We start from the raw sequence: 21,449 nt of genomic DNA on the forward strand, positions 1-21,449 counted from the left end.
CCATCAGTAGTAGGCGTTCTCGCGGTAGCTGTGATCGGTCACATCCTCGATACCGCTGATCTCCGGCAGCTGTTCCTTGAGGGTGCGCTCCACGCCCTGCTTGAGGGTAAGGCTCACTGCGGCACAGCCCTGGCAGCCGCCGCCGAAACGCAGCACGGCCACGTTGTCGTCGGTCAGTTCCACCAGTGACACCTCGCCGCCATGGGCCGCGAGACTGGGATTGACCTCGGACTGAAGCACGTAGTTCAGGCGTTCCGACAGGGGCGCGTCCGCGCTCACCTGCGGTACCTTCGCGTTGGGCGCCTTGATGGTGAGCTGGCCGCCGGTCTGGTCCTCTTGGAAATCGACCACCGCCTCTTCCAGGAAGGTGATGCTGTTGTGATCGATATAGAGCGGAAATTCGCCCATGTCGAGCTGCTCATCGGACGGCACAACCTCATGGGGTGGGCAGTATGCCAGACAGGTCTCGGCGTGACGGGTTCCGGGCTGGGTCACGAACAGCCGAACTCCCATCCCCTCAACGTCCTGTTTCTGGACGAGCTGCCCCAGGTAGCGCCGGGCTGATTCGGTGACGGTGACGGTATCCAATGCCGTTCCCCCTCTTGATGGTCAAGTATGCGCCTATTGTAAGGAAGCATTCCCGGGAATAAAAGACCAACCAACGGGGTCAGGAATTGCGGCGGTTGCACAACATCAAAAAAATTTGATGAACTATCAGGACTTTTTCGGATTCTGTGTTAGCATTCATTTACTTCAAGCAAAACCCGCGAAAGGGACACGGACAGTATCCCCCTTCAGACAACGCTCAGGATGACGCTCTCCCTGCCTCACAGGGTGACCGCCTGGCGCACATTTTCTGTCTCAAGATTCGATAACTGACAATGAGGTAGTTGAATCAATGAGTGATCGACAAACTCGACTCGAGCAGCTCCGAAAGGCGCTGCAGGAACGTATCGTCATCCTGGATGGCGGCATGGGTACCGAAATCCAGAACCTTCAGCTCAGCGAGGCACAGTATCGCGGTGAGCGGTTCAAGGATTACGAATACGAGGTCAAGGGCAACAACGACCTGCTCTGCCTGAGCCAACCCGAAAAGCTCTGGGACATCCACAAGCAGTACATGGATGCCGGTGCGGACATCATCGAGACCAACACGTTCAACTCCACACGGGTGTCGCAGTCCGACTACTACATGGAGGATCTGGTCCCCGAACTGAACCAGAAGGCGGCCCAGCTGGCGCGTGAATGCGCCGATGCCAAGACCGCCGAGGATCCGAGCAAGCCGCGTTTCGTAGCCGGTGCCGTGGGTCCCACGTCCAAGACGGCGTCCATCTCGCCGGACGTGAACAACCCCGGTTACCGCAATACCAGCTTTGATGCCCTCTACGAGGACTACTACGAGGCCATCGAGAACCTGATCATCGGTGGCGTCGACATCATCCTGCTCGAGACCATCTTTGACACCCTGAACGCCAAGGCGGCCATCTACGCCGCCCAGCAGTACGAGATCGACTCCGGCCAGGAAGTGCCGTTGATGATCTCCGGCACCATCACGGACGCCTCCGGCCGTACCCTGTCCGGCCAGACCACCGAGGCGTTCCTGAACTCGGTTGAGCACGGCAACCCGCTGCTGATCGGCCTCAACTGCGCCCTGGGCGCGGACGCCATGCGTCCCTACGTGGAAGAGCTTGCCAACAAGGCCCCCTTCTACGTGACCACGCACCCGAACGCGGGCCTGCCCAACGAATTCGGCGAGTACGACCAGACGCCGGAAGAGATGGCGGACATCGTCGAAACCTTTGCGCGTGACGGCTTCCTGAACGTGATCGGCGGCTGCTGTGGTTCCACGCCGGAACACATCCGTGCCATTGCCGAGCGCGTCAGCAAGTACGAGCCGCGCAAGGTGCCGAAGCGCGAGCCCAGGCTCCGTCTCTCCGGCCTGGAGCCGTTCACCGATGACGACAACGTGGTCTTCATCAACGTGGGCGAGCGCACCAACGTCACCGGCTCCAAGAAGTTCCTGCGCCTCATCAAGGAGGAGCAGTACGAGGAGGCCCTGGAAGTCGCCAAGGACCAGGTTGAGAATGGTGCCCAGATCATCGACATCAACATGGACGAGGGCATGCTCGACGCCAAGGAGTGCATGACCACCTTCCTGAACCTGGTTGCCGGCGAGCCGGACATCTCCAAGGTTCCGATCATGGTCGACTCCTCGCGCTGGGAAGCCATTGAGGCCAGCCTCAAGTGCATCCAGGGCAAGAGCATCGTCAACTCCATCAGTCTCAAGGAAGGCGAGGAAGACTTCCTCAAGAAGGCACGCACCGTACGCCGTTACGGCGCGGCCGTGACCGTGATGGGCTTCGACGAGCAGGGCCAGGCGGACACCGCCGAGCGCAAGATCGAGATCTGTAAGCGCTCCTACGACCTGCTGGTCAATGACGGCTTCCCGCCCCAGGACATTGTGTTCGACCCGAACATCCTGGCGATCGGCACCGGCATTGAGGAGCACAACAACTACGGCGTGGACTTTATCGAAGCCACCCGCTGGATCCGCGAGAACCTGCCCTACGCCTCCGTCAGTGGCGGCGTGAGCAACCTGTCGTTCTCCTTCCGTGGCAACAATGCCGTGCGTGAAGCCATGCACTCGGCCTTCCTGTACCACGCGGTCCAGGCCGGCATGAACATGGGCATCGTGAATCCGGGTCAGCTCGTGGTGTATTCGGACATCAACGACGAGCTCAAGGAACACGTCGAGGACGTGATCCTGAACCGCCGCGAAGACGCTACCGACCGGCTGCTCGAGATTGCCGAGAAGTACAAGGGCCAGGGTGGCGAAGAAAAGCAGGAAGACCTGGAATGGCGCGAATGGCCGGTTGAGAAGCGGCTTGAGCACGCACTGGTCAAGGGCATCACCACCTACATCGACGACGACACCGAGGAAGCCCGCCTGCGCGCCGATCACCCCATCGAGGTGATCGAAGGCCCGCTTATGGACGGCATGAACGTCGTCGGCGATCTCTTCGGCGAAGGCAAGATGTTCCTCCCCCAGGTGGTCAAGAGCGCCCGCGTGATGAAGAAGGCCGTCGCCATCCTGATCCCCTACATCGAGGCCCTGAAATCCGAAGGCCAGAAGGCCAAGGGCAAGATCCTCATGGCCACGGTCAAGGGCGACGTCCACGACATCGGCAAGAACATCGTCGGGGTTGTACTGCAGTGCAACAACTTCGAGGTGATCGACATGGGTGTCATGGTCCCCTGCGACCAGATCCTGCAGAAGGCCAAGGAAGAGGACGTGGACATGATCGGTCTTTCCGGCCTGATCACGCCCTCGCTGGACGAGATGGTACATGTGGCCAAGGAAATGCAGCGCCTGGACTTCCAGGTGCCACTGCTGATCGGCGGCGCTACCACCTCGAAGGCGCACACCGCGGTCAAGATCGACCCTGAGTACCAGAACGACCAGGTGCTCTACGTGAACGACGCCTCCCGCAGTGTGGGCGTGGCCGCCAAGCTGGTGAGCGAGACCGGCAAGCAGGAACTGGTGGACAACACCAAGGCCGAGTACGACAAGGTCCGCGAGCGGCGCAAGAACCAGGGCCGCAAGGCCAAGATCATTCCGCTGGAAAAGGCCCGTGCCCGTGCACCGGAGCTGGACTGGGAGAACTACACCCCGACCAAGCCCGAGTTCCTGGGTCTGAAGACCTTCGAGGACTACAACCTGGCGGAACTGCTGGACTACATTGACTGGTCTCCCTTCTTCCAGAGCTGGGACATGCCGGGCAAATACCCGGATATTCTGGAACATCCCGAAAAGGGCGAAACCGCGAAGAACCTCTTCGACGACGCCCAGAAGATGCTCCACTGGCTCATCGACGAGAAGAAGATCCTGGCCAAGGGTGTGATCGGCTTCTGGCCGGCCAACCGTGTGGGCGATGACATCGAGATCTACACCGATGATTCCCGCCAGAAGGTTCTGACCCGCGTCCATCACCTGCGCCAGCAGGATGACAAGGCGCCGGACAAGCCCATGATGTGCCTGTCCGACTTCATCGCCTCCAAGGAGTCCGGTATTCCGGATTACATTGGCGGCTTTGCCGTCACCGCCGGCCACAAGGCCGACGAGCTGGCGAAGGAATACGAGGCGGCGAACGACGACTACAGCGCGATCATGGTGAAGATCCTCGCCGACCGCTGCGCTGAGGCCCTGGCCGAGCGTATGCACGAGCGCGTGCGCAAGGAGTTCTGGGGCTACCAGACGGACGAGCAGCTGAGCGCCGAGGACCTGATCAAGGAGCGCTACCAGGGCATCCGTCCGGCGGCCGGCTACCCGGCCTGCCCGGACCACACGGAGAAGCCCGAGCTGTTCCGCCTGCTTGAGGCCGAAGCCAACGCCGGCATGGAGCTTACCGACAGCAACGCCATGCTGCCGGCAGCGGCGGTCTCCGGCTGGTACTTCGCACATCCGGAGTCCAAATACTTCGCGGTGGGCAAGATCAGCGTGGATCAGGTCGAGGACTACGCCAAGCGCAAGGACATGAAGAAGTCCGAAGTGGAGCGCTGGATGATGTCCAACCTCGCCTACGACCCGGACGAGTAATCCGCTCACAGCCCTCCTCCGGGAGGGCTCCGGGTAGAAGAACGCAAACGGGCGTCAGGCCACCTGATGCCCGTTTTTTATTGCTTTATAATGGTCGGATCAAACCAGCCCACAGGAGGTTTTGTGAGCCATAGTGATCAGAACAAACCCGGACTCTGGCAGGTGGTTTTCAGCATCCTCGCCGCCGCGCTGGGCGTGAATTCAGAGAGCAATCGTCAGAAGGACTTCAGCGCGTCTTCGCCCTGGCCATTCATCATCGGCGGGATCATCTTCGGTGTAGTCTTCGTGGTGGGTATCGCGCTTATTGTGAAGATCGTTCTGGAGAGCACCGGGGCGGCCTGAGCGCCCCGGCGTTTCACACAGGGTTACTGCGTGGCAACAAAGGTGGTCGCAAGTGCCACGAAGAGCAGGATCAGCCCGACCGCAGCAAATGCATCGACACGCTCGTCGCTTTCATTCGGTGCCGCGTCGTTCCGGCCTTCTTCGTTCTGGTTGCCGTAGCTCATTGCTTTCTCCCAACAAATGCTTATGGTCAATCGGCGACGGTGACCATGATAACCCGCCTTGGGCCCCCTTGCCAGCGTCCGCGGCCGTTCACTGGAAACGTCCGGCCCGGACCCACTCAACTCCTTTCATGATACCCGACTCCACGGCACTCGCGGCACTGAGGCCAAGCCTCTCGGGCAGGGTGCGGCGGCGTTCATAGCGTACCAGCAGGACATCACGCTCCTCGCAGGCCTCGGTCATGACCTGGTCCGAGGTCTTGAGCTCGTCCGCCAGGTTCACGTCCAGTGCCTGACGGCCAAACCAGATCTCCCCGGTGGCGACGCTGTCGATATCCACCGCCGGCCGGTGTTCACTCACGTAGTCCTTGAACAGCTGATGGGTCTGCTCCAGGTCCTCGGTGAACTTGCGCCGGCCTTTCTCGGTGTTTTCCCCGAACACCGTCAGGGTCCGCTTGTACTCGCCCGCGGTCAGAACCTCGAAATCCACGTCATTGCGCTTGAGCAGACGGTGCACGTTCGGAAGCTGAGCCACCACACCAATGGAGCCCAGAATCGCGAACGGAGAGGCGATAATCCGGTCCGCGACACAGGCCATCATGTAGCCTCCGCTGGCGGCGACCTTGTCGACACAGGCCGTCAGCGGCAGTCCGGCGCGGCGGACCCGGTCCAGCTGCGCCGCCGCATAGCCGTAGGAATGCACCATGCCGCCGGAGCTTTCGAGCCGGATCATGACCTCGTCCCGCCCGGGCTCGGCCACTCCGAGTATGGCCGTGATACAGCGGCGCAGCCCACCGGTCTGGCTGGCCTTCAGGTCCCCATGGAAATCCACCACATACAGGCGCCCGCGGCGCTGCGCCCCGTCACTCTCATTCTGGCGTTCCGCCTTTTTCTCCTTTTTCCGGCTGCGCCTGAGATCCCTGAGCCACTTTCGGCGGCCGGCCCCCTCATGCAGATGGGCCTCCAGGGTCTCGCGGTTGTCCCGCAGGCGATCGTTCACCCTGACCACCTGCAGTTCGCCCTCATCCTCCTGGTTGCGCCCACGCTGCGCCGCCGCCATGATCATCGCCGCCACGATCAGAGCGGCCACTGCGAAGGTCACGATCTTGGCCAGGAAAAGCCCGTATTCCGCAAGAATCTCCACCAATCACTCCTTTACCGAAAGTTCCATACACAACCCGTGACTATTCTACGCATCACCACGGCACAGCATAAGAACCCGGTGATTCGGGTATTCAAACAAGCGTTCGATCAAGCTTGACAGCATTGACGCCCCCACCTACAGTCGGCCGAAGCCATCCCATGGCGAAACAACAACGGCAACCAAGGACTTCGAGCATGTCTGTACAACCCGTATTCGAAAAACTCGAGAAGAACTTCAACGCGGACGCTGCTGCCGGCCTGGACCTGGTATTCCAGTTCGACATCGAGGACGATGCCTCCTATCACCTGATCATCAAGGACGGCACCTGTGATCTGAAGGAAGGCACACATGACGACCCGTCCGTGACCCTGATCATGAACTCGGAGACCCTTCAGGGGATCGTCAGCGGCGAGACAGATGGCATGCAGGCATTCATGGCCGGGCAGCTGCGCGCTGAAGGCGACATGATGCTGGCCACCAAGCTGGGTGAGCTGTTCAACATCGGCTGAGGCCTTACCCGGGAACGCCGAACCCACCGGCGTTCCCGACCACCTTCGATGCGTACTTCCCTGCCCCTCTAGAGACCCACATCCTGGAGTGATGTCTCCGCCAGGCGGAGCAGTTCCGGGTTCGGCGCGGCATTCATTCCCAGCTCCTCGATGTAATACTCCAGTGAGGTGATGGCATCCGCCAATGCTTCCAGAATCCGTGATTCCGGTGGCTGCTGAGTGTTCAGAAGCTGGTTCTCGATCGCCCCCGTCACACGGGCGACAACACGGGCCGCGTTCTCGTTTCCGAGAAGCTGCATCCCACCCTCGATACTGCGCAGGGTGGCCGGCACGTTCGCCAGATGCAGCTTATCGAAATCGGATTCAAGAAACGCGGTAATCGCCTGTTTCGCCAGGGTAAGCGCTGAACTGGCCTCGTCACTGAGCACAATCAGCGCTTCCTGCACGTAGACCGACCCCTCATCCCGCCGCACCTTGTGCGCAAGACGATCGGTGTCCGCCGTAATGCCATGGCTGGCCAGGTGCTGGGCCGCCTCCTCAATATTCAGAACGGCATCCGCGACTGCATAGAGCTCCCCTTCCGATGGCAGCGCGCCTTTCTGCTCCCAGTCCCTGAGGCGTCCGGCTTCCTGGCGAGCCAGCGAACTGAGCTGATGGAGGTCCAGAATCAGCAGGGAGTTACCCACCCGTTCCAGGGAATCAGCGATGGTCGCGAGCTCCGTGGTGTCCGGATCGATCCCCCGTTCGACAATATCCAGCCGGTCCTTGAGTTCGCTCAACTCCTCATTGATCGCGGCCGCAAAGGAGCGCAGAACGTCGGCGCCAGGCCCATACAGGTGGCGCTGATGCTCAATCAGCTCTGCCTCGGTGATATCCGGCTGCCCCAACCCACTGTTATCCAGAACACTCCGTACTTCCGGATCGCTGGAGCCGCTGCGGTAGAGGATATAGACGAGTTCGCGCACCAGTGCATCCGACGGCGACTGCTGTGCCACCGAACTGCGGCTGTAGACCAGGTCCCGCGCCTGCTTCTCGATGCGCATGAACAGCCGCTTGCGGTTGCGCTCAACCGGCAGCTGCTGCTCATCCAGCACATCGGCTGTCATGCTGACCAGGCACCAGAACGACTGCATCGCGCCCTCACCACAAAGCCTTGCAAGACCATGGGCCGAACGCGAGATCAGCCGACAGCTGGTTCTGGGATCCTGATTGCGCAGCAGCCCGAGCAACCCCACCTGGTACATCAGGCGGAAGCGGCGTGCGTGCACCTCGAATTCCGACTCGTCAGAGGTCGCCAGTGGCGGCACCGGACGCTGGCCACAGAAATCGGGAGCCACACTCAGGCCGGCACCGAAGAACCAGGAATCCGGATAGGGTGTATCCCGCCGTGCTTCACGGATCTCGTTGACCACCGGCAGCAACAGCTCGGGCCGATCCACCTGCTGGCGCTGGTAGTATTCGATGTAACGCCTCAGTGTGAACAGGGCGTTACTGAGCGCGGTCAGAAGGTTGTTCTTGTCATCCGTGGCCCCCACTGGCACCTCGTTCGCCAGGACCACCGCTTCCTGACAGAGCAGCGCGCCTCCCTTGAGTTCCACCAGGGAAAAAATCCCGCGCAGCTGATTGAGATAATCCACACAGTTCTGCAGATCCTCCTCGCTTTCACGGTTCTCCTGGAACTGCTCAAGACTCTGTTCCGCCTGACCGATCGTCTGTTCGATCTCCTCGCGGACCAGCCCGAAGGACTGGGTCTTGCTTGCCAGTGACGCCTGCACCATAAACGGGGCTTCCACTATAGAGTCAGATATTCAATAACCTGTAGCAGGTTTTTCAGTTTTCTCAAGAAATACCCTGCTCGTCCCAGAGCACATTGGTCTTGGCTGCCATGCCATCGAGGAAGGCCCGATGCGCATTCAGTTCCTCTTCATCCGCCTCGGGGACAGCCAGCGGGGATCGCCCGGGATCCAGCCGCCGGATTTCCGTACCGGCATCCTGTCCGTCCTCAGCCTCTCCCAGGGACAGAGCTGTCTGACCGCCGGTCATCGCCAGATAGACCAGGGCCAGTATCTCAGCATCCAGCAGTGCCCCGTGCAGTTCCCGGTTACTGTTGTCGATACCGTAGCGACGGCACAGCACATCCAGGTTATTCTTCTGCCCCGGGTGCTTGCTGCGCGCCATCACCAGCGAGTCCCGGATGCCGCACACATCAGTAGTGCGCGGGTAGCCCCCGTCAAGCATCCCGAACTCATGGTCCATGAAACCCACGTCAAAGGGCGCGTTATGGATGATCAGCTCGGCGCCACGGATGAACTCCAGGAACTCATCCGCAATCTCCCGGAATGTCGGTTTGTCGGCCAGGAACTCATTGGTGATCCCGTGGACCTCGATGGCGCTGTCCTCCACCTCCCGTTCCGGGTTGATGTACACATGGTAGTGACGGCCGGTCAGCTCACGATCGGCAACTTCCACGCAGCCGATCTCAATGATCCGATGACCCTGCTCGGGTTCCAGCCCCGTGGTCTCAGTATCCAGCACAATCTGACGCATGCTTCAGCCCCTGCCTTCCATCACTTCCGCCGCTCCCCTGTTTGCCAGGGCGTCGGCCTGTTCGTTGCCATCGTTACCGCTGTGCCCACGTACCCAGTGCCACTGGATCCGGTGTGACTGAACCAGTTCATCCAGCCTCTGCCACAGTTCCGCGTTCTTGACCGGCTTGCGTGCCGATGTTTTCCAGCCATTACGCTTCCAGTTGGCCATCCACTGGTTGATGCCGTTGCGCACGTACTGCGAGTCCGTGTAGATGTCCACGTCGCACTGGCGCCTGAGCGCTGCCAACCCCTCGATCGCGGCCCGCAGCTCCATGCGGTTGTTAGTGGTGCCCGGCTCGCCACCCCAGAGGTGTTTCTCGTGGTCACCGTAACGCAGCACCACACCCCATCCGCCCGGCCCCGGATTGCCCTTGCACGCGCCATCCGTGTACAGCGTCACCTGGCTCATGAAAGCTCTCCGCTGTCACCGGGGCGGGTTTTCACCACCCTCAGTCTGGCCCGTCCCATCCCAGGTGACACGTTACGATTTGCAACCGGCATGGATGCCACCCCGGGTTCGGGCATCACCGGCCGCAGCGGAATCCCCGCCGCATCCCGTTTTTCCGCTACAACACAATAGAATCCCCCGAAAGGCACCTGAATCCCCCGTTCATAGAAAGGTTCGAGAAAGGCCAGCCGCGTCTGCAGGCGGCGGCCACCGACCGGCGGGCGGAAGAACCCGTAGCGTGCCGGTGCCACACAGCACCCGAGCACCTGCGCCCAGTCCTGAACACGCCTTGCCAATAGGAAGCGGCTGTTCCAGGGCGCCTCACGCCGAAGGCCGAACAATCGGCGCAGGCCCCAGAGCCCAACCGGGTTGAACCCGATGACGATGACCTGACCACCGGAGCGCACTACCCTCACCGCTTCCCTCAGGGCCTGACGTGGGTCCTCGGCCAGATCCAGCGTGTGGTGCAGCACCACCGAGTCCATCCAGTCATCATGGAAGGGCAACTCCTCGGGCCTGGCGATGACCGGCCCGCGATCCGTATCAGAGTTCACTTTGGGCAGCACCTGTGGCTGCTGCCCCTCCGGCAGGCGTGGTGTGACCGCCAGTGCCGAATCCAGACCAACCTCAAGATGGCGTGTACCGAAGACACGGGTCATGGCCGTCGCCACACAGGCCTGTTCCTGGTTCAGCAGAGCCGAACCCAGCCCGGTTCCGAGCCAGTGTGCGAATGCCTCTGCGTTCATACTGATTCCCCCTATCCGCAGCGCAATTGTCGAGCCCTGCGCCACAGCTGGCAAGTGCGCTCTCGTCACAGGCTCTGGTTTTCCTATAATGGGGGTGAATCCAGTAACGGAGTCCGCTATGAGCTATCAGGTCGATGCCATCCCCGCACTCAGCGACAACTACATCTGGTGCATCCATGATACAGAAAGCAAAGCCGCGCTGATTGTGGATCCCGGCGAAGCAGCCCCTGCCCTGGATTTCCTCGAGCGCAACAGCCTGACGCTTGAGGCGGTTCTCCTGACCCATCACCACCCGGACCACACCCAGGGGGTGGGCAAGCTGATCGGCGACAGCGGCGTGCCCGTGCACGGCCCTGCGGATTCACCCTTTGGCGGCATCACCAACCCCCTGCGTGAAGGTGACACCCTGGGCTGGCGGGCGCTGTCATTCCAGATCCTGGCCGTACCCGGACACACGCGTGATCACATTGCCTTCAACAGCGACAGCCCGGGGCTCAGCCAACCCATAACCCTCTGTGGTGATGCCCTGTTCGCCTGCGGATGTGGTCGGCTGTTCGAGGGCAACCCCGCACAGATGCGCGCTTCCCTGGTAAAACTCCGCGAATGGCCGGACAACACTCTGGTGTGCTGCGGCCACGAATACACCCGCGCCAATGTCGCCTTTGCGCGCGCCGTCACACCGGACGACACAGAGCTTGCGGAATACCAGACCAAGGTTGAACGGTTGCGTGAAGCCGGCCAGCCCTCGGTCCCCACCACCCTCGGGCAGGAACGCCGCCTTAACCCCTTCCTGCGCTGGGATGACCCGGCCGTGGTAAGTTCGGCGGAAACCAGGGCCGGCGAGCACGGGCTCGACGGGGACCGCATCTTCGGCATCATCCGGGAGTGGAAGGACGGTTTCCGCGGCTGAAAACCGCTTTTAACAGAACCCACATTAAAACTTACCCGGTTTAATTGACGGTACTCAGGGCCCTTCCTAGAATCCCGATACGCTGTGTGAACCGGGTTTGTCACAGGCTTCAACCAACCGGCTGTCCCTATGCATTACGTTCCGCTCCTATGCCTGCTTTCAGCCATCAGCCTGCCACTGCTGTCAGGCTGCGAAAGTCTCCAGCCCCAGGGGGCCAGTACTGAGAGCAATCCACCGCCCATTACCCGGGCCGCGCGGATGGATGCCGACGTGCGCAACGATGGAGCGCTGCGCCCCGAGCACCAGAGAAAAGCCGAGGATGGGCCCGACGAAACGGATGACGGCTATGACACGGTCTGGCACCGGTTGCGGGACAGCTTCAAGCTTGATCTTGACGTCAACGACGAGCGCGTGCGCGACCAGCTCGCCTGGTACAGCCGTAACCAGTCCTACATGGACCGGACTGCGGAAAGGGCCCGCCGATACCTGCCCTACATCATCCGCGAGATCGAGAAGCGGGACATGCCCGGCGAACTGGCACTCCTGCCGCTGGTCGAAAGCGCCTATGATCCGTTCGCCTATTCCCATGGCCGGGCATCCGGAATCTGGCAGTTCATTCCAGCCACGGGCCGCGCTTTCGGCATGGAGCAGAACTGGTGGTATGACGGGCGCCGTGACATCATCAGCGCCACCCAGGGCGCTCTGAGCTACCTGGAGCGGCTATCGGGGCGATTCGACGGCGATTACGAACTCGCCCTCGCCTCCTACAATGCCGGTGCCGGCCGGGTACTGCGTGCCATACGACGCAACGAGCGCCAGGGAAGACCCACGGACTACTGGAACCTCCATCTACCGAGAGAAACCCGTCATTACGTGCCCAAGCTTATAGCCCTGGCCCGTATCGTGGCGGACCCGGAAGCCCACGGTATCCAGCTTGAACCCATTCCGGATGATCCCTACTTCGAGGTGGTGGATATCGGCGGCCAGCTGGATCTGGCACAGGCTGCCAGCATGGCCGGAGTCGGAGTGAACGAGATCTATCGGCTCAATCCCGGCTTCAACCGCTGGGCGACGGCTCCGGACGGCCCGCACCGACTGCTTGTACCCGCCGATTCAGCGGACAGGTTCCGGGAAGCGCTGACCACCCTGCCCGAGGACCAGCGGGTGAGCTGGCGCAATTACACCATCCAGAGTGGCGATACCCTGATCAGCATTGCACGTTCCTTCAATACGACCCCCGATGTGATCCGCCAGCACAACGACATCCGGGGCCACACCATCCGCAAGGGCGAGCGCCTGCTGATCCCATCTGCCGGCAACGCCAGCAATGCCTATACCCTGAGCGAATCCAACCGCAGGGCAGCACGCCAGGCCGCCTCCGGCAACAAGGGGCAGAACCGCATTGACTACCGTGTCAACGCCGGAGACACGCTCTGGGATATCGCCAGTGCGCATGATGTCGCCGTCAGCAAACTGGCCAGCTGGAATAATCTGGCGCCCGGCGACACCCTGCGGCCCGGGGATACGCTCGCCATCTGGACAGACAAGCAGCAGCCCCGGAGCGAACGCCGTGAAATGGTCCGGCGCGTGGGCTATACGGTGCGCTCCGGCGACTCCCTCCGCCACATCGCGAACCGCTTCAACGTGGGCGTCTCCCAGATCGCCCAGTGGAACAACATCAATACACAGGACTATCTTCAGCCCGGACAGCGGCTTAAGCTGTACGTGGACATACGCAACACACACTGAGGTCAGCATGGGAATACTGGACGGAAAGAAAGCGCTGGTCGTCGGCGTCGCCAGCAAACACTCAATCGCCACTGGCATTGCCCAGGCACTGCATGAACAGGGTGCCGAGCTTGCGCTCACCTATCAGAACGAAAAGCTCAAATCCCGGGTGGAAGGCTTTGCCGAGAGCTGGAACAGCAACATGGTGTTCCCCTGCGATGTCTCCGACGATCAGCAGATCGCGGAACTGTTCGAGTCCCTCAACGAACACTGGGGTGGCCTCGACATCCTGGTGCACTCGGTGGGCTTCGCTCCCGGCGAAGAGCTTGACGGCGACTTCACCGATGTAACCAGCCGTGAAGGCTTCAAGATGGCCCATGACATCAGCTCCTACAGCCTGACGGCGCTGGCCCGCGAAGCACGGCCTCTGATGCAGGGGCGGAACGGCTCCATCCTGACCATGACGTACGTGGGCTCGCAGCTGGTTCTGCCCAACTACAATGTCATGGGTCTGGCCAAGGCCAGCCTGGAAGCCAGCGTCCGCTACCTGGCCGCCTCCATGGGTCCGGAAGGCATCCGCGTGAATGCCGTTTCAGCCGGCCCCATCAAGACCCTCGCGGCCTCAGGCATCAAGAGTTTCCGGCGCATGCTCGCGGAGAATGAAAAGCGCACGCCCCTCCAGCGCAATGTCACCACAAAGGAGGTTGGCAACACGGCGGCCTTCCTGACCTCCGATATGGCAAGCGGTATAACGGGCGAGGTCATCTATGTGGATGCCGGATTCCGCAACATGGGCATGAACCCGATAGAGGACTGAAGGGCTCAGGCCTCCAGCAGGATGGCGACAGTCTCCTTCCAGGCAGGAAGGCTGTCGTCACCCGTATCCAGCACCGCAAGACCAACCCGCCAGAAGCCATCCGCCCATTCCCGGCACGAACGTACCTCGGTCAGCAGCGAGTGAACGGCGCTGTCATCCACCGTCACCTTCAGATTCAGCAGAGCCCCCTCCACAACCGGCTCGTCCGCGGTAACACTGAGGCCACTGGCGGAGATGTCCCGTGTGCGGCAGCGCAGCCAGCGGGGTGGTTCGTCACCCACACCGTCCGCCACCTGGAGATCCGCCACAATACGCCCGGCAATCCGGTATTCGTCCCGCTGTTCTCCGTCTTCCGGCTTCCAGGTTCCTGTCATCAGCGCCCCACCCGCAGTCGTCCCACAACGCGGGAAAGCGTATCCGCAAACTCAGCGCCTTCACTGAGCAGCTGCGCTTCCCCATCCCGTGCACGGGTGGCCAGATCTTCGCGCAGGATCTCCCGGCGATTGAGACCGTACCGGTCCACGAACACCAGTTTTCCGGAAGCCCTGATACGCAAAGCCAGCTTCAGCCGCAGCGCTTCCTCCCCGCTGCCAAGCTGGATCCAGCTTCCGGCCTCCAGACGATCCACTTCCGCCAACACCTTCTCCCGGATTTCCGCTTCGTCATTGATGCGCCGTGTCTCGGCCTCATCCCGGGCTTCCCTTTCCGCTTCCGCCCGCTCACGGGCCTCCCGTTCCTCGCGCTCCTGCTCCCGCTGGCGCTCTTCTTCAAACGCCTGCTCCTGGGCCCGGCGCAAAGCCTCCGCTTCCTCCCGTGCTTTGTCCCGCGCCTCTTCGCGCTGCTTTCTCTGGGACTCCAGCACTCGCTGGAGGCTGTCCAGAGTATCACTGAGTACGCCGGCAAAGGGGTAGGCTTCCGGCAGATGGGTAAGCTCACCGGCCTCAAATCGCTCCCTGACCGACCGGAAGGGCTCGATATCAAGCTTGGCGCCCCGGGCATTGGTCCAGAGCACCTCGCCGGTTTCCTCCAGAAAACCGGTCAGAAACTGTCGGATCTGTTGGCCATCCGCCTCGTACAGATACCAGCTGCCCACCCAGCTACGGGCCTCATCCCCCTGAGCCTCATCGGGTCTCTCAAGCCAGCGCGGATCCGCTTCCGGTATGCTCGCGGCCTCCTGCTCCACCGCTTCATCCCGCAGGCGCCTGGCAAGAAGCGCATCCACCGGTGCAAAGCGCTGTGGATCCGGATCACGCCCCTCCACCAGGGTGACCACCTGCACCAGTTTGTCAGTGAGTTGTTCCCCGACGTGATAGAGCCGGTTCCGGTCCTGGCCACACAGATTCCCATCCCCAACCCAGATCAGCCATTCCAGAAGGCGGAAGGCATGGCGCCAGGGCTCGGAATCAATGCCGTGTTCCAGAGCCGCCCGACGCATCAGTACCCGCCAGTCATCCTCGATGAAGGCCCAGAGGCTGGCGGGGAGCTGCCGCCCCCGGCAGGTGCGCGAAAGCGCCGCCCGCACTGCCTGCTCCGCGGCGCGCTGGCCGGCCGCGCCGGACTCGGTCTGCCACAGCCGTTGCGCCACACGCTCGGCCTGTTCAGCCTGGTGGCTGATCTGTTCCAGCCAGTCACTGACGCAGGCCTCAAGTGGCTCTTCCCCGCCGGTCCGGAACGCCTCGCCCACCGCCTGTTCCATAGCCGCAAGATGGCTTTCCACCGGTCTGTCGGAACGGCCCCCCGTTCGGCTCCAGCCCCGCAGTGCCTGAAGGCTGTCCAGCCAGCGGTGCAACGGGCGCTGTTCGGACACCGCCCCATCGGCGCGTGCCTCAAGGTCGAGCGCCAGCCAGAAACGCAGGCGCGCCGCACGGTGCACCAGATAGGGATGAAGACCTGAGCGGCGCAGAAAGACGTTCATGATGCGATCCGCCAGGTAGGCGGCGTTGACCTGACGCATGCTCCAGACAGCATCCATCCGCTGCAGATGAGTCACAACCCGCTCGTCACTACCGGCCTGCCATGCCTCAGACAGAGTCCGGCGCCAGAGGGAGTGCTCATCCGGCACGGACTGCCCCACCGGATACGGCAGATCCGGTATCCGCAGCTCGGTGATGATGGATTCAATCAGGCTCACGCGTCGCCCCGCAGGGTCATGGATGTCTGGAATACACCTTAAACCAGGCGACCGGTGCCGGCCAGCTCAGCAGCCCGCCGGATTGCATCACTGTGGGATTTGACGCACTATATCGGCCCGTTTCCGTGCATGGGTGGACAAGAGGCAGTCATGGCAAGCAGCGACATCGAGAACGTCAACATTGAGGAACAGCAGGTACTGACCACGCCGGCGGCGCTCAAGGAGCAGCTGCCATTGACCGATGCGGCGCGCCGGACCGTGCTGGAAGGCCGCCAGACCATCAACAACATCCTCGATGGCAAGGATCCGCGCCTGTTCCTGGTTGTGGGGCCCTGTTCGATCCACGACCCCGATGCCGCCCTGGACTATGCCCGGCGCCTGAAGGCGCTGGCGGATGAAGTCAGCGACACCCTATTCCTCGTGATGCGCGTCTATTTCGAGAAGCCGCGGACCACCACTGGCTGGAAGGGTCTGATCAACGACCCGCATCTGGATGACAGCTTCGATATCGAGCGTGGCCTCTACATCGGACGCAAGCTCCTGCTTGATATAGCCGAGCTGGGCCTGCCAACGGCCACCGAAGCCCTGGACCCCACGGCTCCCCAGTACCTCCAGGACACCATTGCCTGGTCCGCCATCGGGGCGCGTACCACGGAATCCCAGACCCACCGCGAGATGAGCAGTGGTCTGTCCATGGCCGTGGGCTTCAAGAACGGTACGGACGGTAGTCTGGATGTGGCGGTCAACGCCATGAACTCCACTGCCAACCCGCACAGCTTCCTGGGCATTGACCAGAACGGCCAGGTGGCCATCACCCGGACGAAAGGCAACCCCTACAGCCACGTGGTACTGCGCGGTGGCGGTGGCAGCCCGAACTACGATTCAGTGAACGTCGCGCTCTGCGAGAAAGAGCTGCAGGCAGCGGATGTACGCAATGCCATCATGGTAGACTGTAGCCACGCCAACTCCAACAAGGATCCGGCCGTTCAGCCGCTGGTCATGCAGGACGTCACCCATCAGATCAAGGAAGGTAACCGGTCCATCATCGGGCTGATGGTCGAGAGCAACATCAACTGGGGCAAGCAGAAGCTTGCCGCCATGGACGAAATGGAATATGGCGTATCCGTGACCGACGCCTGCATCGACTGGGAAACCACCGACAGGGCCATCCGCCAGATGCGGGACGAACTCAGGGACCAGATTCCCCACCGTCACCGGGGCTGAACGCCTCGAGATCGATGGGCATCTGCGCCCCAACCATTCAAGGCTTGGGTAGATCACCCTCAAGATAGGCTTCAGCCCGCTCCACAGCGTCCTCGCAGGGGGCGCCGGAGTAATGGCGGCGGCTGAATCTCTCTCGTGTCTCGCCCTCTCGAACGTTCATCGAACTCATGTCTTTTTGGACTACCACGAGTGCGGATGCAAACTCGTCAGGCGTCCATCCGGAACTCTCGGACGCTTCATAGAGACTCTGGGAAACATTCAGGTAACGATCAGCAAGTGTTTCATTGCCTTCAAATTCAAACGCAAAATTGGAACAAAGCTGGAGATCGTTATAGGTACGAGCCACCGGAACTAGGCGCTCCTCATAGCGGAACCCTGACTCTTCCGACCATCCGGAGGGGCTGTACAAGCATGGCGTCAGCAATACGAATAGCCATGCCCTGAAGTACCGCGAGTCAGGAAAAACCGCATTGAGGCATCCATCCATTGCTCTATATCCCCCGTTCCCTGTGATTCACCCTTCCGCATACCCGACCAGGCGATAACCAGGTTCCAAGCCAAGCATGAACACTGGCCAGATCGCCAGCGTCAGATAATACGGAGGGTTACCAAAAAAACAGCCGATCATGGCACTGGCACAGAGGGCGAATAACAATCCCGGGAGTCCAACGGTCCCAAGCCACGTCAATAGCCCCCTCGAAACGTATCGCCTCTTAATCGCTTTCAAACCCATGTAGAGCAGAAGCACAGCACCCAACCCGGTAATCAAGAGAACTGTCATATCATGAACTCCCGGGCCCATCACCAGACAGCACACTGACGATTCACGCCTCACCCTCCTTCGTCTGCCGCGCATCAACCTCGTCGGTCAGGAGGTAAGCCGGCTCAAGAGCAAGGATGAACAGCAGCCACAATTCCAGCGTCAATAGATAGGGTGCATCCTCATAAAAATACTCAGTGGTTGCCGTTGCGCATACGGCCAAAAGTAGGGCAGGCGTGGCGACGCAACGCGACCAATTTAGTAAGCCCTTTGAAAGCCTTCCCTCTTTGATAGTCCACAGCCCTACATAATAAAAAAACGAACCGGCTAAGCCACTTGCAAGGAGAAGAATGAGCATTCTACAGATCCTCGTACGCAAGTAGGCCACGGGCCGCCAATTCCTTCTTGGCTTGTTCAGACTGATTCTTCGCCATGATATTGATGCCTGAAATCACTATCAGGGCCGGAAGAGCCGTCTTACCAAGAGCCGCTACAGCCCCTTCCCCCAACCCAAAACGCCGACCAACAGCCGTCACCAGCTCACTCGTCTTTAACGAGGACAATTTTTCCAGTGCCGCTTCGCGCAAGCGTCCTTTGGCCATAAAGTAAAGGCCACCGGCCACAGTTGTGACGGTTAAATCAGGAATGGGAATCGGGTTAAATTCATTGGTAACAGCCGCCGTGTTCGAGTTGAAGCTGTAAAACGCCTTCAGCTCCTTATCGGAGAGAGACCACATATACCAGTACGGCTGGACTCTCTGAGCGGAAATTCTGTTCATCAACTGGGTTTGAAGGTGGCTGCCAGGAATGCCTTTAACAACTGCCCTGTTGACCTGCCGCTGTTGAGGCTCAGGAAGATGCCGGTGAACGGCTATTCCGGAAAGAATCGGTGAATAGACCTCTGGTGCCCCCAGGATCTCATCTTTATAACGCTTGAGTCCCATAAGGTCCGCCAAGGATATGAGCGGGGCGTTCCTGAAATCCCTGGTAACGTAACGATCTGCAATGGCGGGTGTGCTCATGCTAAACCTCCCTGTTTATCAATACTTACCTAGACAGGAAAATTACCACCCGCAATGAAACAGGATCAAGGCCCGCTGCCAGACAAACCAGGAACGCCATCACCTCATATAAACGATAGTCGATCACCAACTTGCCAAGGCGCTATACAGACCGAACTCAGGGACCAGATTCCCCACCGTCACCGGGGCTGAACGCCTCCAGCTCGGCTGGCATCTGCTCCAGCCAGCCAAGCTGGCCTCTCAGGCTCACCACATCCCCCACGATAATAATGGTCGGTGCCCGAACCTCCGCCTGCTCGACCGCCTCCACAATGGACTCCAGGGTACCGCAGACCACCTGCTGATCCGGCGTGGTCCCTTTGGACACCAGTGCACAGGGTGTTTCCGCCGCCATTCCGTGGGCGACCAGCTCGCGCGTAATCACAGGAAGTCCGACAAGGCCCATGTAGAAAACCAGTGTCTGCCGGTTCTGGACGAAGTCCTGCCAGGGCAGGTCCGTGGTGTCGTTCTTAAGGTGGCCGGTAATGAAACGCACCGACTGGGCGTGATCCCGGTGTGTCAGCGGTATCCCGGCATAGGCTGAACACCCCTGGGCTGCCGTGATGCCGGGAACCACCTGGAAGGGCACACCGTGTTCCGCCAGGCGTTCGATCTCCTCGCCGCCACGCCCGAAGATGAACGGATCCCCGCCCTTGAGCCGCACGACCCGCTTGCCGGCCTGCGCGTATTCCACCAGCAGCTCGTTGATCCGGTCCTGGGGCACACTGTGATTGGAGCGTGCCTTGCCCACATGGATAATCTCCGCATCCTCGTTGATAAGATCCATGATAGGCGGGGATACCAGCCGGTCATGAAGCACCACATCCGCCTCTCGCAGCAGACGCAGCGCCTTGATGGTAAGCAGGTCCGGATCCCCGGGTCCCGCCCCCACCAGATAGACCTCGCCTCCCCGCTGGTTTTCCGTGGAGGTTGTCCTGCCGGGAGGCAGGAGGCTTCTGAGGCGATCCTTCACCCACTGAGTAACCATCGGCTTCAGACTCCTTCAGGTACAAGCTCGGTAATGCCGCCCATGTAAGGCTTCAGCGCCTCCGGAATACGGACCCGGCCGTCCGCGTCCTGATAGTTCTCCAGTACTGCGACCAGGGCGCGCCCGACCGCCAGGCCCGAGCCATTCAGTGTATTGACCAGCTCTGGTTTACCCGTCTCCGGGTTGCGCCAGCGCGCCTGCATGCGCCGCGCCTGGAAGTCACGGGTGTTGCTGCAGGAGGAAATCTCCCGGTAGGCGGACTGCCCGGGAAGCCAGACTTCCAGGTCGTAGGTCCGGGCAGCCGCGAAGCCCATATCGCCACCGCAAAGGGTAACCACCCTGTATGGCAGCTCGAGCCGCTGCAGTATGGTCTCCGCATGACCGGTAAGAGCTTCAAGGGCGGCGTCGGACTCCTCGGGCCGCACAATGTGAATCAGCTCAACCTTCTCGAACTGGTGCTGGCGGATCATGCCCCGGGTATCCTTGCCATAGGCCCCGGCCTCGCTGCGGAAGCACGGCGTGTGGCAGACCATCCGCTTCGGCAGTTCCTCTGCTCCCAGGATGCTGTCCCGCACCAGATTGGTGGCGGGCACTTCGGCGGTGGGAATCAGGTAGAGATCCCGATCACCGTCAATCCGGAAGAGATCTTCCTCAAACTTGGGCAGTTGCCCGGTACCGGTGAGGCTGTCGCTGTTCACCAGGTACGGCAGATAGGTTTCCGTATAGCCGTGCTCGGCGGTGTGCAGATCCAGCATGAACTGGGTCAGCGCGCGGTGCAGGCGCGCCACCCCACCCTGCATCACCGCAAACCGTGCCCGGGCGATGGTGGCGGCTGCAGCAAAGTCCATCCCCCCAAGGCCTTCGCCCAGGGTCACATGATCCACCGGTTCAAAGGCCGGTTCCGCGGGTTCGCCCCAGCGCCGGATCTCAACGTTGTCCTCGTCGGAATCCCCCTCGGGCACCGTCTCATCCGGCACATTCGGAATCCCCTCGAGGAAGGCGTTGAGCTCCGCCTGGAGCTCCCTGAGCTGGTGTTCTGCGTCCGCCTTCTGCTGCTTGAGGGATTCCACCTCGTCCATCAGCGGTTGAGCGTCCTCGCCGTTGCGTTTGGCTTCCCCAATGGCCTTGGAGCGGCGTTTCTGCTCCGCCTGGAGTTCCTCGGTCCGCGTCTGGAGGTCACGCCGGCGGGTTTCCAGTTCACGCACCCGCCCGGTGTCCAGCTCATAACCGCGCCGTGCCAGCTGGGCAGCCACGGTGTCAGGATCGGTTCGCACCCATTTGGGATCCAGCATGAT

At 61.1% G+C, this 21,449-nt stretch carries 20 protein-coding genes and 1 pseudogene; 7 read left to right on the forward strand and 14 right to left on the reverse strand.

Translation table 11 applies throughout. The features are described 5' to 3' along the window. Positions 1-3 precede the first annotated feature (3 nt). Entirely contained in the window at positions 4-588 is a 585-nt protein-coding gene (nfuA, locus tag F3089_RS04340; RefSeq protein WP_151439609.1) for a Fe-S biogenesis protein NfuA, read from the reverse strand. A gap of 310 nt (positions 589-898) precedes the next feature. On the opposite strand from nfuA, the gene metH reads away from it, so the two are divergent. Together metH and F3089_RS04350 are read left to right on the forward strand one after the other, a co-directional pair. Next, the gene (gene metH / locus F3089_RS04345) at positions 899-4,597 is read left to right on the forward strand and encodes a methionine synthase (RefSeq protein ID WP_151439610.1); all 3,699 of its coding nucleotides are present in this window, start codon (positions 899-901) and stop codon (positions 4,595-4,597) included. 123 nt (positions 4,598-4,720) lie between these two features. Then, positions 4,721-4,939 (forward strand): DUF2970 domain-containing protein, encoded by a 219-nt coding sequence (locus F3089_RS04350; protein ID WP_225741667.1) that lies wholly within the window; start codon positions 4,721-4,723, stop codon positions 4,937-4,939. Positions 4,940-4,962: 23 nt separating this feature from the next. Here F3089_RS04350 and F3089_RS15825 read toward each other — a convergent pair whose 3' ends face one another. Together F3089_RS15825 and sohB are read right to left on the reverse strand one after the other, a co-directional pair. After that, positions 4,963-5,103: a hypothetical protein gene (locus tag F3089_RS15825; protein ID WP_192497272.1), complete on the reverse strand. Its 141-nt coding sequence runs from the start codon at positions 5,101-5,103 to the stop codon at positions 4,963-4,965. Positions 5,104-5,191: 88 nt separating this feature from the next. Then, complete coding sequence (gene sohB / locus F3089_RS04355) at positions 5,192-6,244, reverse strand: protease SohB (RefSeq protein WP_151439611.1); 1,053 nt, start codon at positions 6,242-6,244, stop codon at positions 5,192-5,194. Positions 6,245-6,438: 194 nt separating this feature from the next. Between sohB and F3089_RS04360 the strand changes: the two genes are divergently transcribed. After that, complete coding sequence (locus tag F3089_RS04360; protein WP_095616758.1) at positions 6,439-6,753, forward strand: SCP2 sterol-binding domain-containing protein; 315 nt, start codon at positions 6,439-6,441, stop codon at positions 6,751-6,753. A 68-nt stretch (positions 6,754-6,821) separates the two neighbouring features. On the opposite strand, the gene F3089_RS04365 is transcribed toward F3089_RS04360, so the two are convergent. The 4 genes from F3089_RS04365 to F3089_RS04380 form a co-directional block, all read right to left on the reverse strand. Beyond that, positions 6,822-8,531 carry a FimL-related protein gene (locus tag F3089_RS04365; protein ID WP_151439612.1) on the reverse strand — a complete coding sequence of 570 codons (1,710 nt, stop codon included), beginning with the start codon at positions 8,529-8,531 and terminating at the stop codon, positions 6,822-6,824. A gap of 61 nt (positions 8,532-8,592) precedes the next feature. Beyond that, on the reverse strand, positions 8,593-9,300 hold the full coding sequence (gene dnaQ / locus F3089_RS04370) for a DNA polymerase III subunit epsilon (protein ID WP_095616756.1): 708 nt from the start codon (positions 9,298-9,300) through the stop codon (positions 8,593-8,595). Between the two features lie 3 nt (positions 9,301-9,303). Further along, positions 9,304-9,750, reverse strand: a complete 447-nt coding sequence (gene rnhA, locus F3089_RS04375) for a ribonuclease HI (RefSeq protein ID WP_095616755.1) — start codon at positions 9,748-9,750, stop codon at positions 9,304-9,306. Continuing rightward, on the reverse strand, positions 9,747-10,535 hold the full coding sequence (locus F3089_RS04380; RefSeq protein ID WP_095616754.1) for a class I SAM-dependent methyltransferase: 789 nt from the start codon (positions 10,533-10,535) through the stop codon (positions 9,747-9,749). Before F3089_RS04380 ends, rnhA begins: the two co-directional genes overlap by 4 nt. A gap of 118 nt (positions 10,536-10,653) precedes the next feature. On the opposite strand from F3089_RS04380, the gene gloB reads away from it, so the two are divergent. The 3 genes from gloB (at position 10,654) to F3089_RS04395 (ending at position 13,990) form a co-directional block, all read left to right on the forward strand. After that, positions 10,654-11,445, forward strand: a complete 792-nt coding sequence (gloB, locus tag F3089_RS04385) for a hydroxyacylglutathione hydrolase (RefSeq protein WP_095616753.1) — start codon at positions 10,654-10,656, stop codon at positions 11,443-11,445. 129 nt (positions 11,446-11,574) lie between these two features. Next, positions 11,575-13,194 (forward strand): lytic transglycosylase, encoded by a 1,620-nt coding sequence (locus tag F3089_RS04390; RefSeq protein WP_095616752.1) that lies wholly within the window; start codon positions 11,575-11,577, stop codon positions 13,192-13,194. Positions 13,195-13,201: 7 nt separating this feature from the next. Beyond that, positions 13,202-13,990, forward strand: coding sequence for an enoyl-ACP reductase FabI (locus F3089_RS04395; protein ID WP_151439613.1), 789 nt, complete (start codon positions 13,202-13,204; stop codon positions 13,988-13,990). A 5-nt stretch (positions 13,991-13,995) separates the two neighbouring features. On the opposite strand, the gene F3089_RS04400 is transcribed toward F3089_RS04395, so the two are convergent. Then, complete coding sequence (locus F3089_RS04400; RefSeq protein ID WP_095616750.1) at positions 13,996-14,364, reverse strand: PilZ domain-containing protein; 369 nt, start codon at positions 14,362-14,364, stop codon at positions 13,996-13,998. Next, on the reverse strand, positions 14,364-16,121 hold the full coding sequence (locus F3089_RS04405; protein ID WP_151439614.1) for a DUF1631 family protein: 1,758 nt from the start codon (positions 16,119-16,121) through the stop codon (positions 14,364-14,366). The genes F3089_RS04400 and F3089_RS04405 overlap by 1 nt, the downstream gene beginning before the upstream one ends. A gap of 150 nt (positions 16,122-16,271) precedes the next feature. Between F3089_RS04405 and F3089_RS04410 the strand changes: the two genes are divergently transcribed. Then, on the forward strand, positions 16,272-17,345 hold the full coding sequence (locus F3089_RS04410) for a 3-deoxy-7-phosphoheptulonate synthase (protein WP_151439615.1): 1,074 nt from the start codon (positions 16,272-16,274) through the stop codon (positions 17,343-17,345). Positions 17,346-17,382: 37 nt separating this feature from the next. Here the strand turns inward: F3089_RS04410 and F3089_RS04415 are convergent, their stop codons facing one another. From F3089_RS04415 to serS, 5 genes and pseudogenes are all read right to left on the reverse strand, one after another. After that, positions 17,383-17,691: a hypothetical protein gene (locus tag F3089_RS04415; protein ID WP_151439616.1), complete on the reverse strand. Its 309-nt coding sequence runs from the start codon at positions 17,689-17,691 to the stop codon at positions 17,383-17,385. A 478-nt stretch (positions 17,692-18,169) separates the two neighbouring features. Next, positions 18,170-18,463, reverse strand: coding sequence for a hypothetical protein (locus F3089_RS04420; protein WP_151439617.1), 294 nt, complete (start codon positions 18,461-18,463; stop codon positions 18,170-18,172). A 1-nt stretch (position 18,464) separates the two neighbouring features. Next, positions 18,465-19,127 carry a hypothetical protein gene (locus F3089_RS04425; protein WP_151439618.1) on the reverse strand — a complete coding sequence of 221 codons (663 nt, stop codon included), beginning with the start codon at positions 19,125-19,127 and terminating at the stop codon, positions 18,465-18,467. A 157-nt stretch (positions 19,128-19,284) separates the two neighbouring features. Then, positions 19,285-20,082 (reverse strand): annotated as a pseudogene (cobA, locus tag F3089_RS04430) (uroporphyrinogen-III C-methyltransferase); the annotation flags it as partial. Positions 20,083-20,159: 77 nt separating this feature from the next. Then, the gene (serS, locus tag F3089_RS04435) at positions 20,160-21,446 is read right to left on the reverse strand and encodes a serine--tRNA ligase (RefSeq protein ID WP_151439620.1); all 1,287 of its coding nucleotides are present in this window, start codon (positions 21,444-21,446) and stop codon (positions 20,160-20,162) included. Between the last annotated feature and the right edge of the window lie 3 nt (positions 21,447-21,449).

This window comes from Halospina sp. K52047b (assembly GCF_008709855.1).
In the GTDB taxonomy this organism is placed as follows: domain Bacteria; phylum Pseudomonadota; class Gammaproteobacteria; order Pseudomonadales; family Oleiphilaceae; genus Halospina; species Halospina utahensis_B.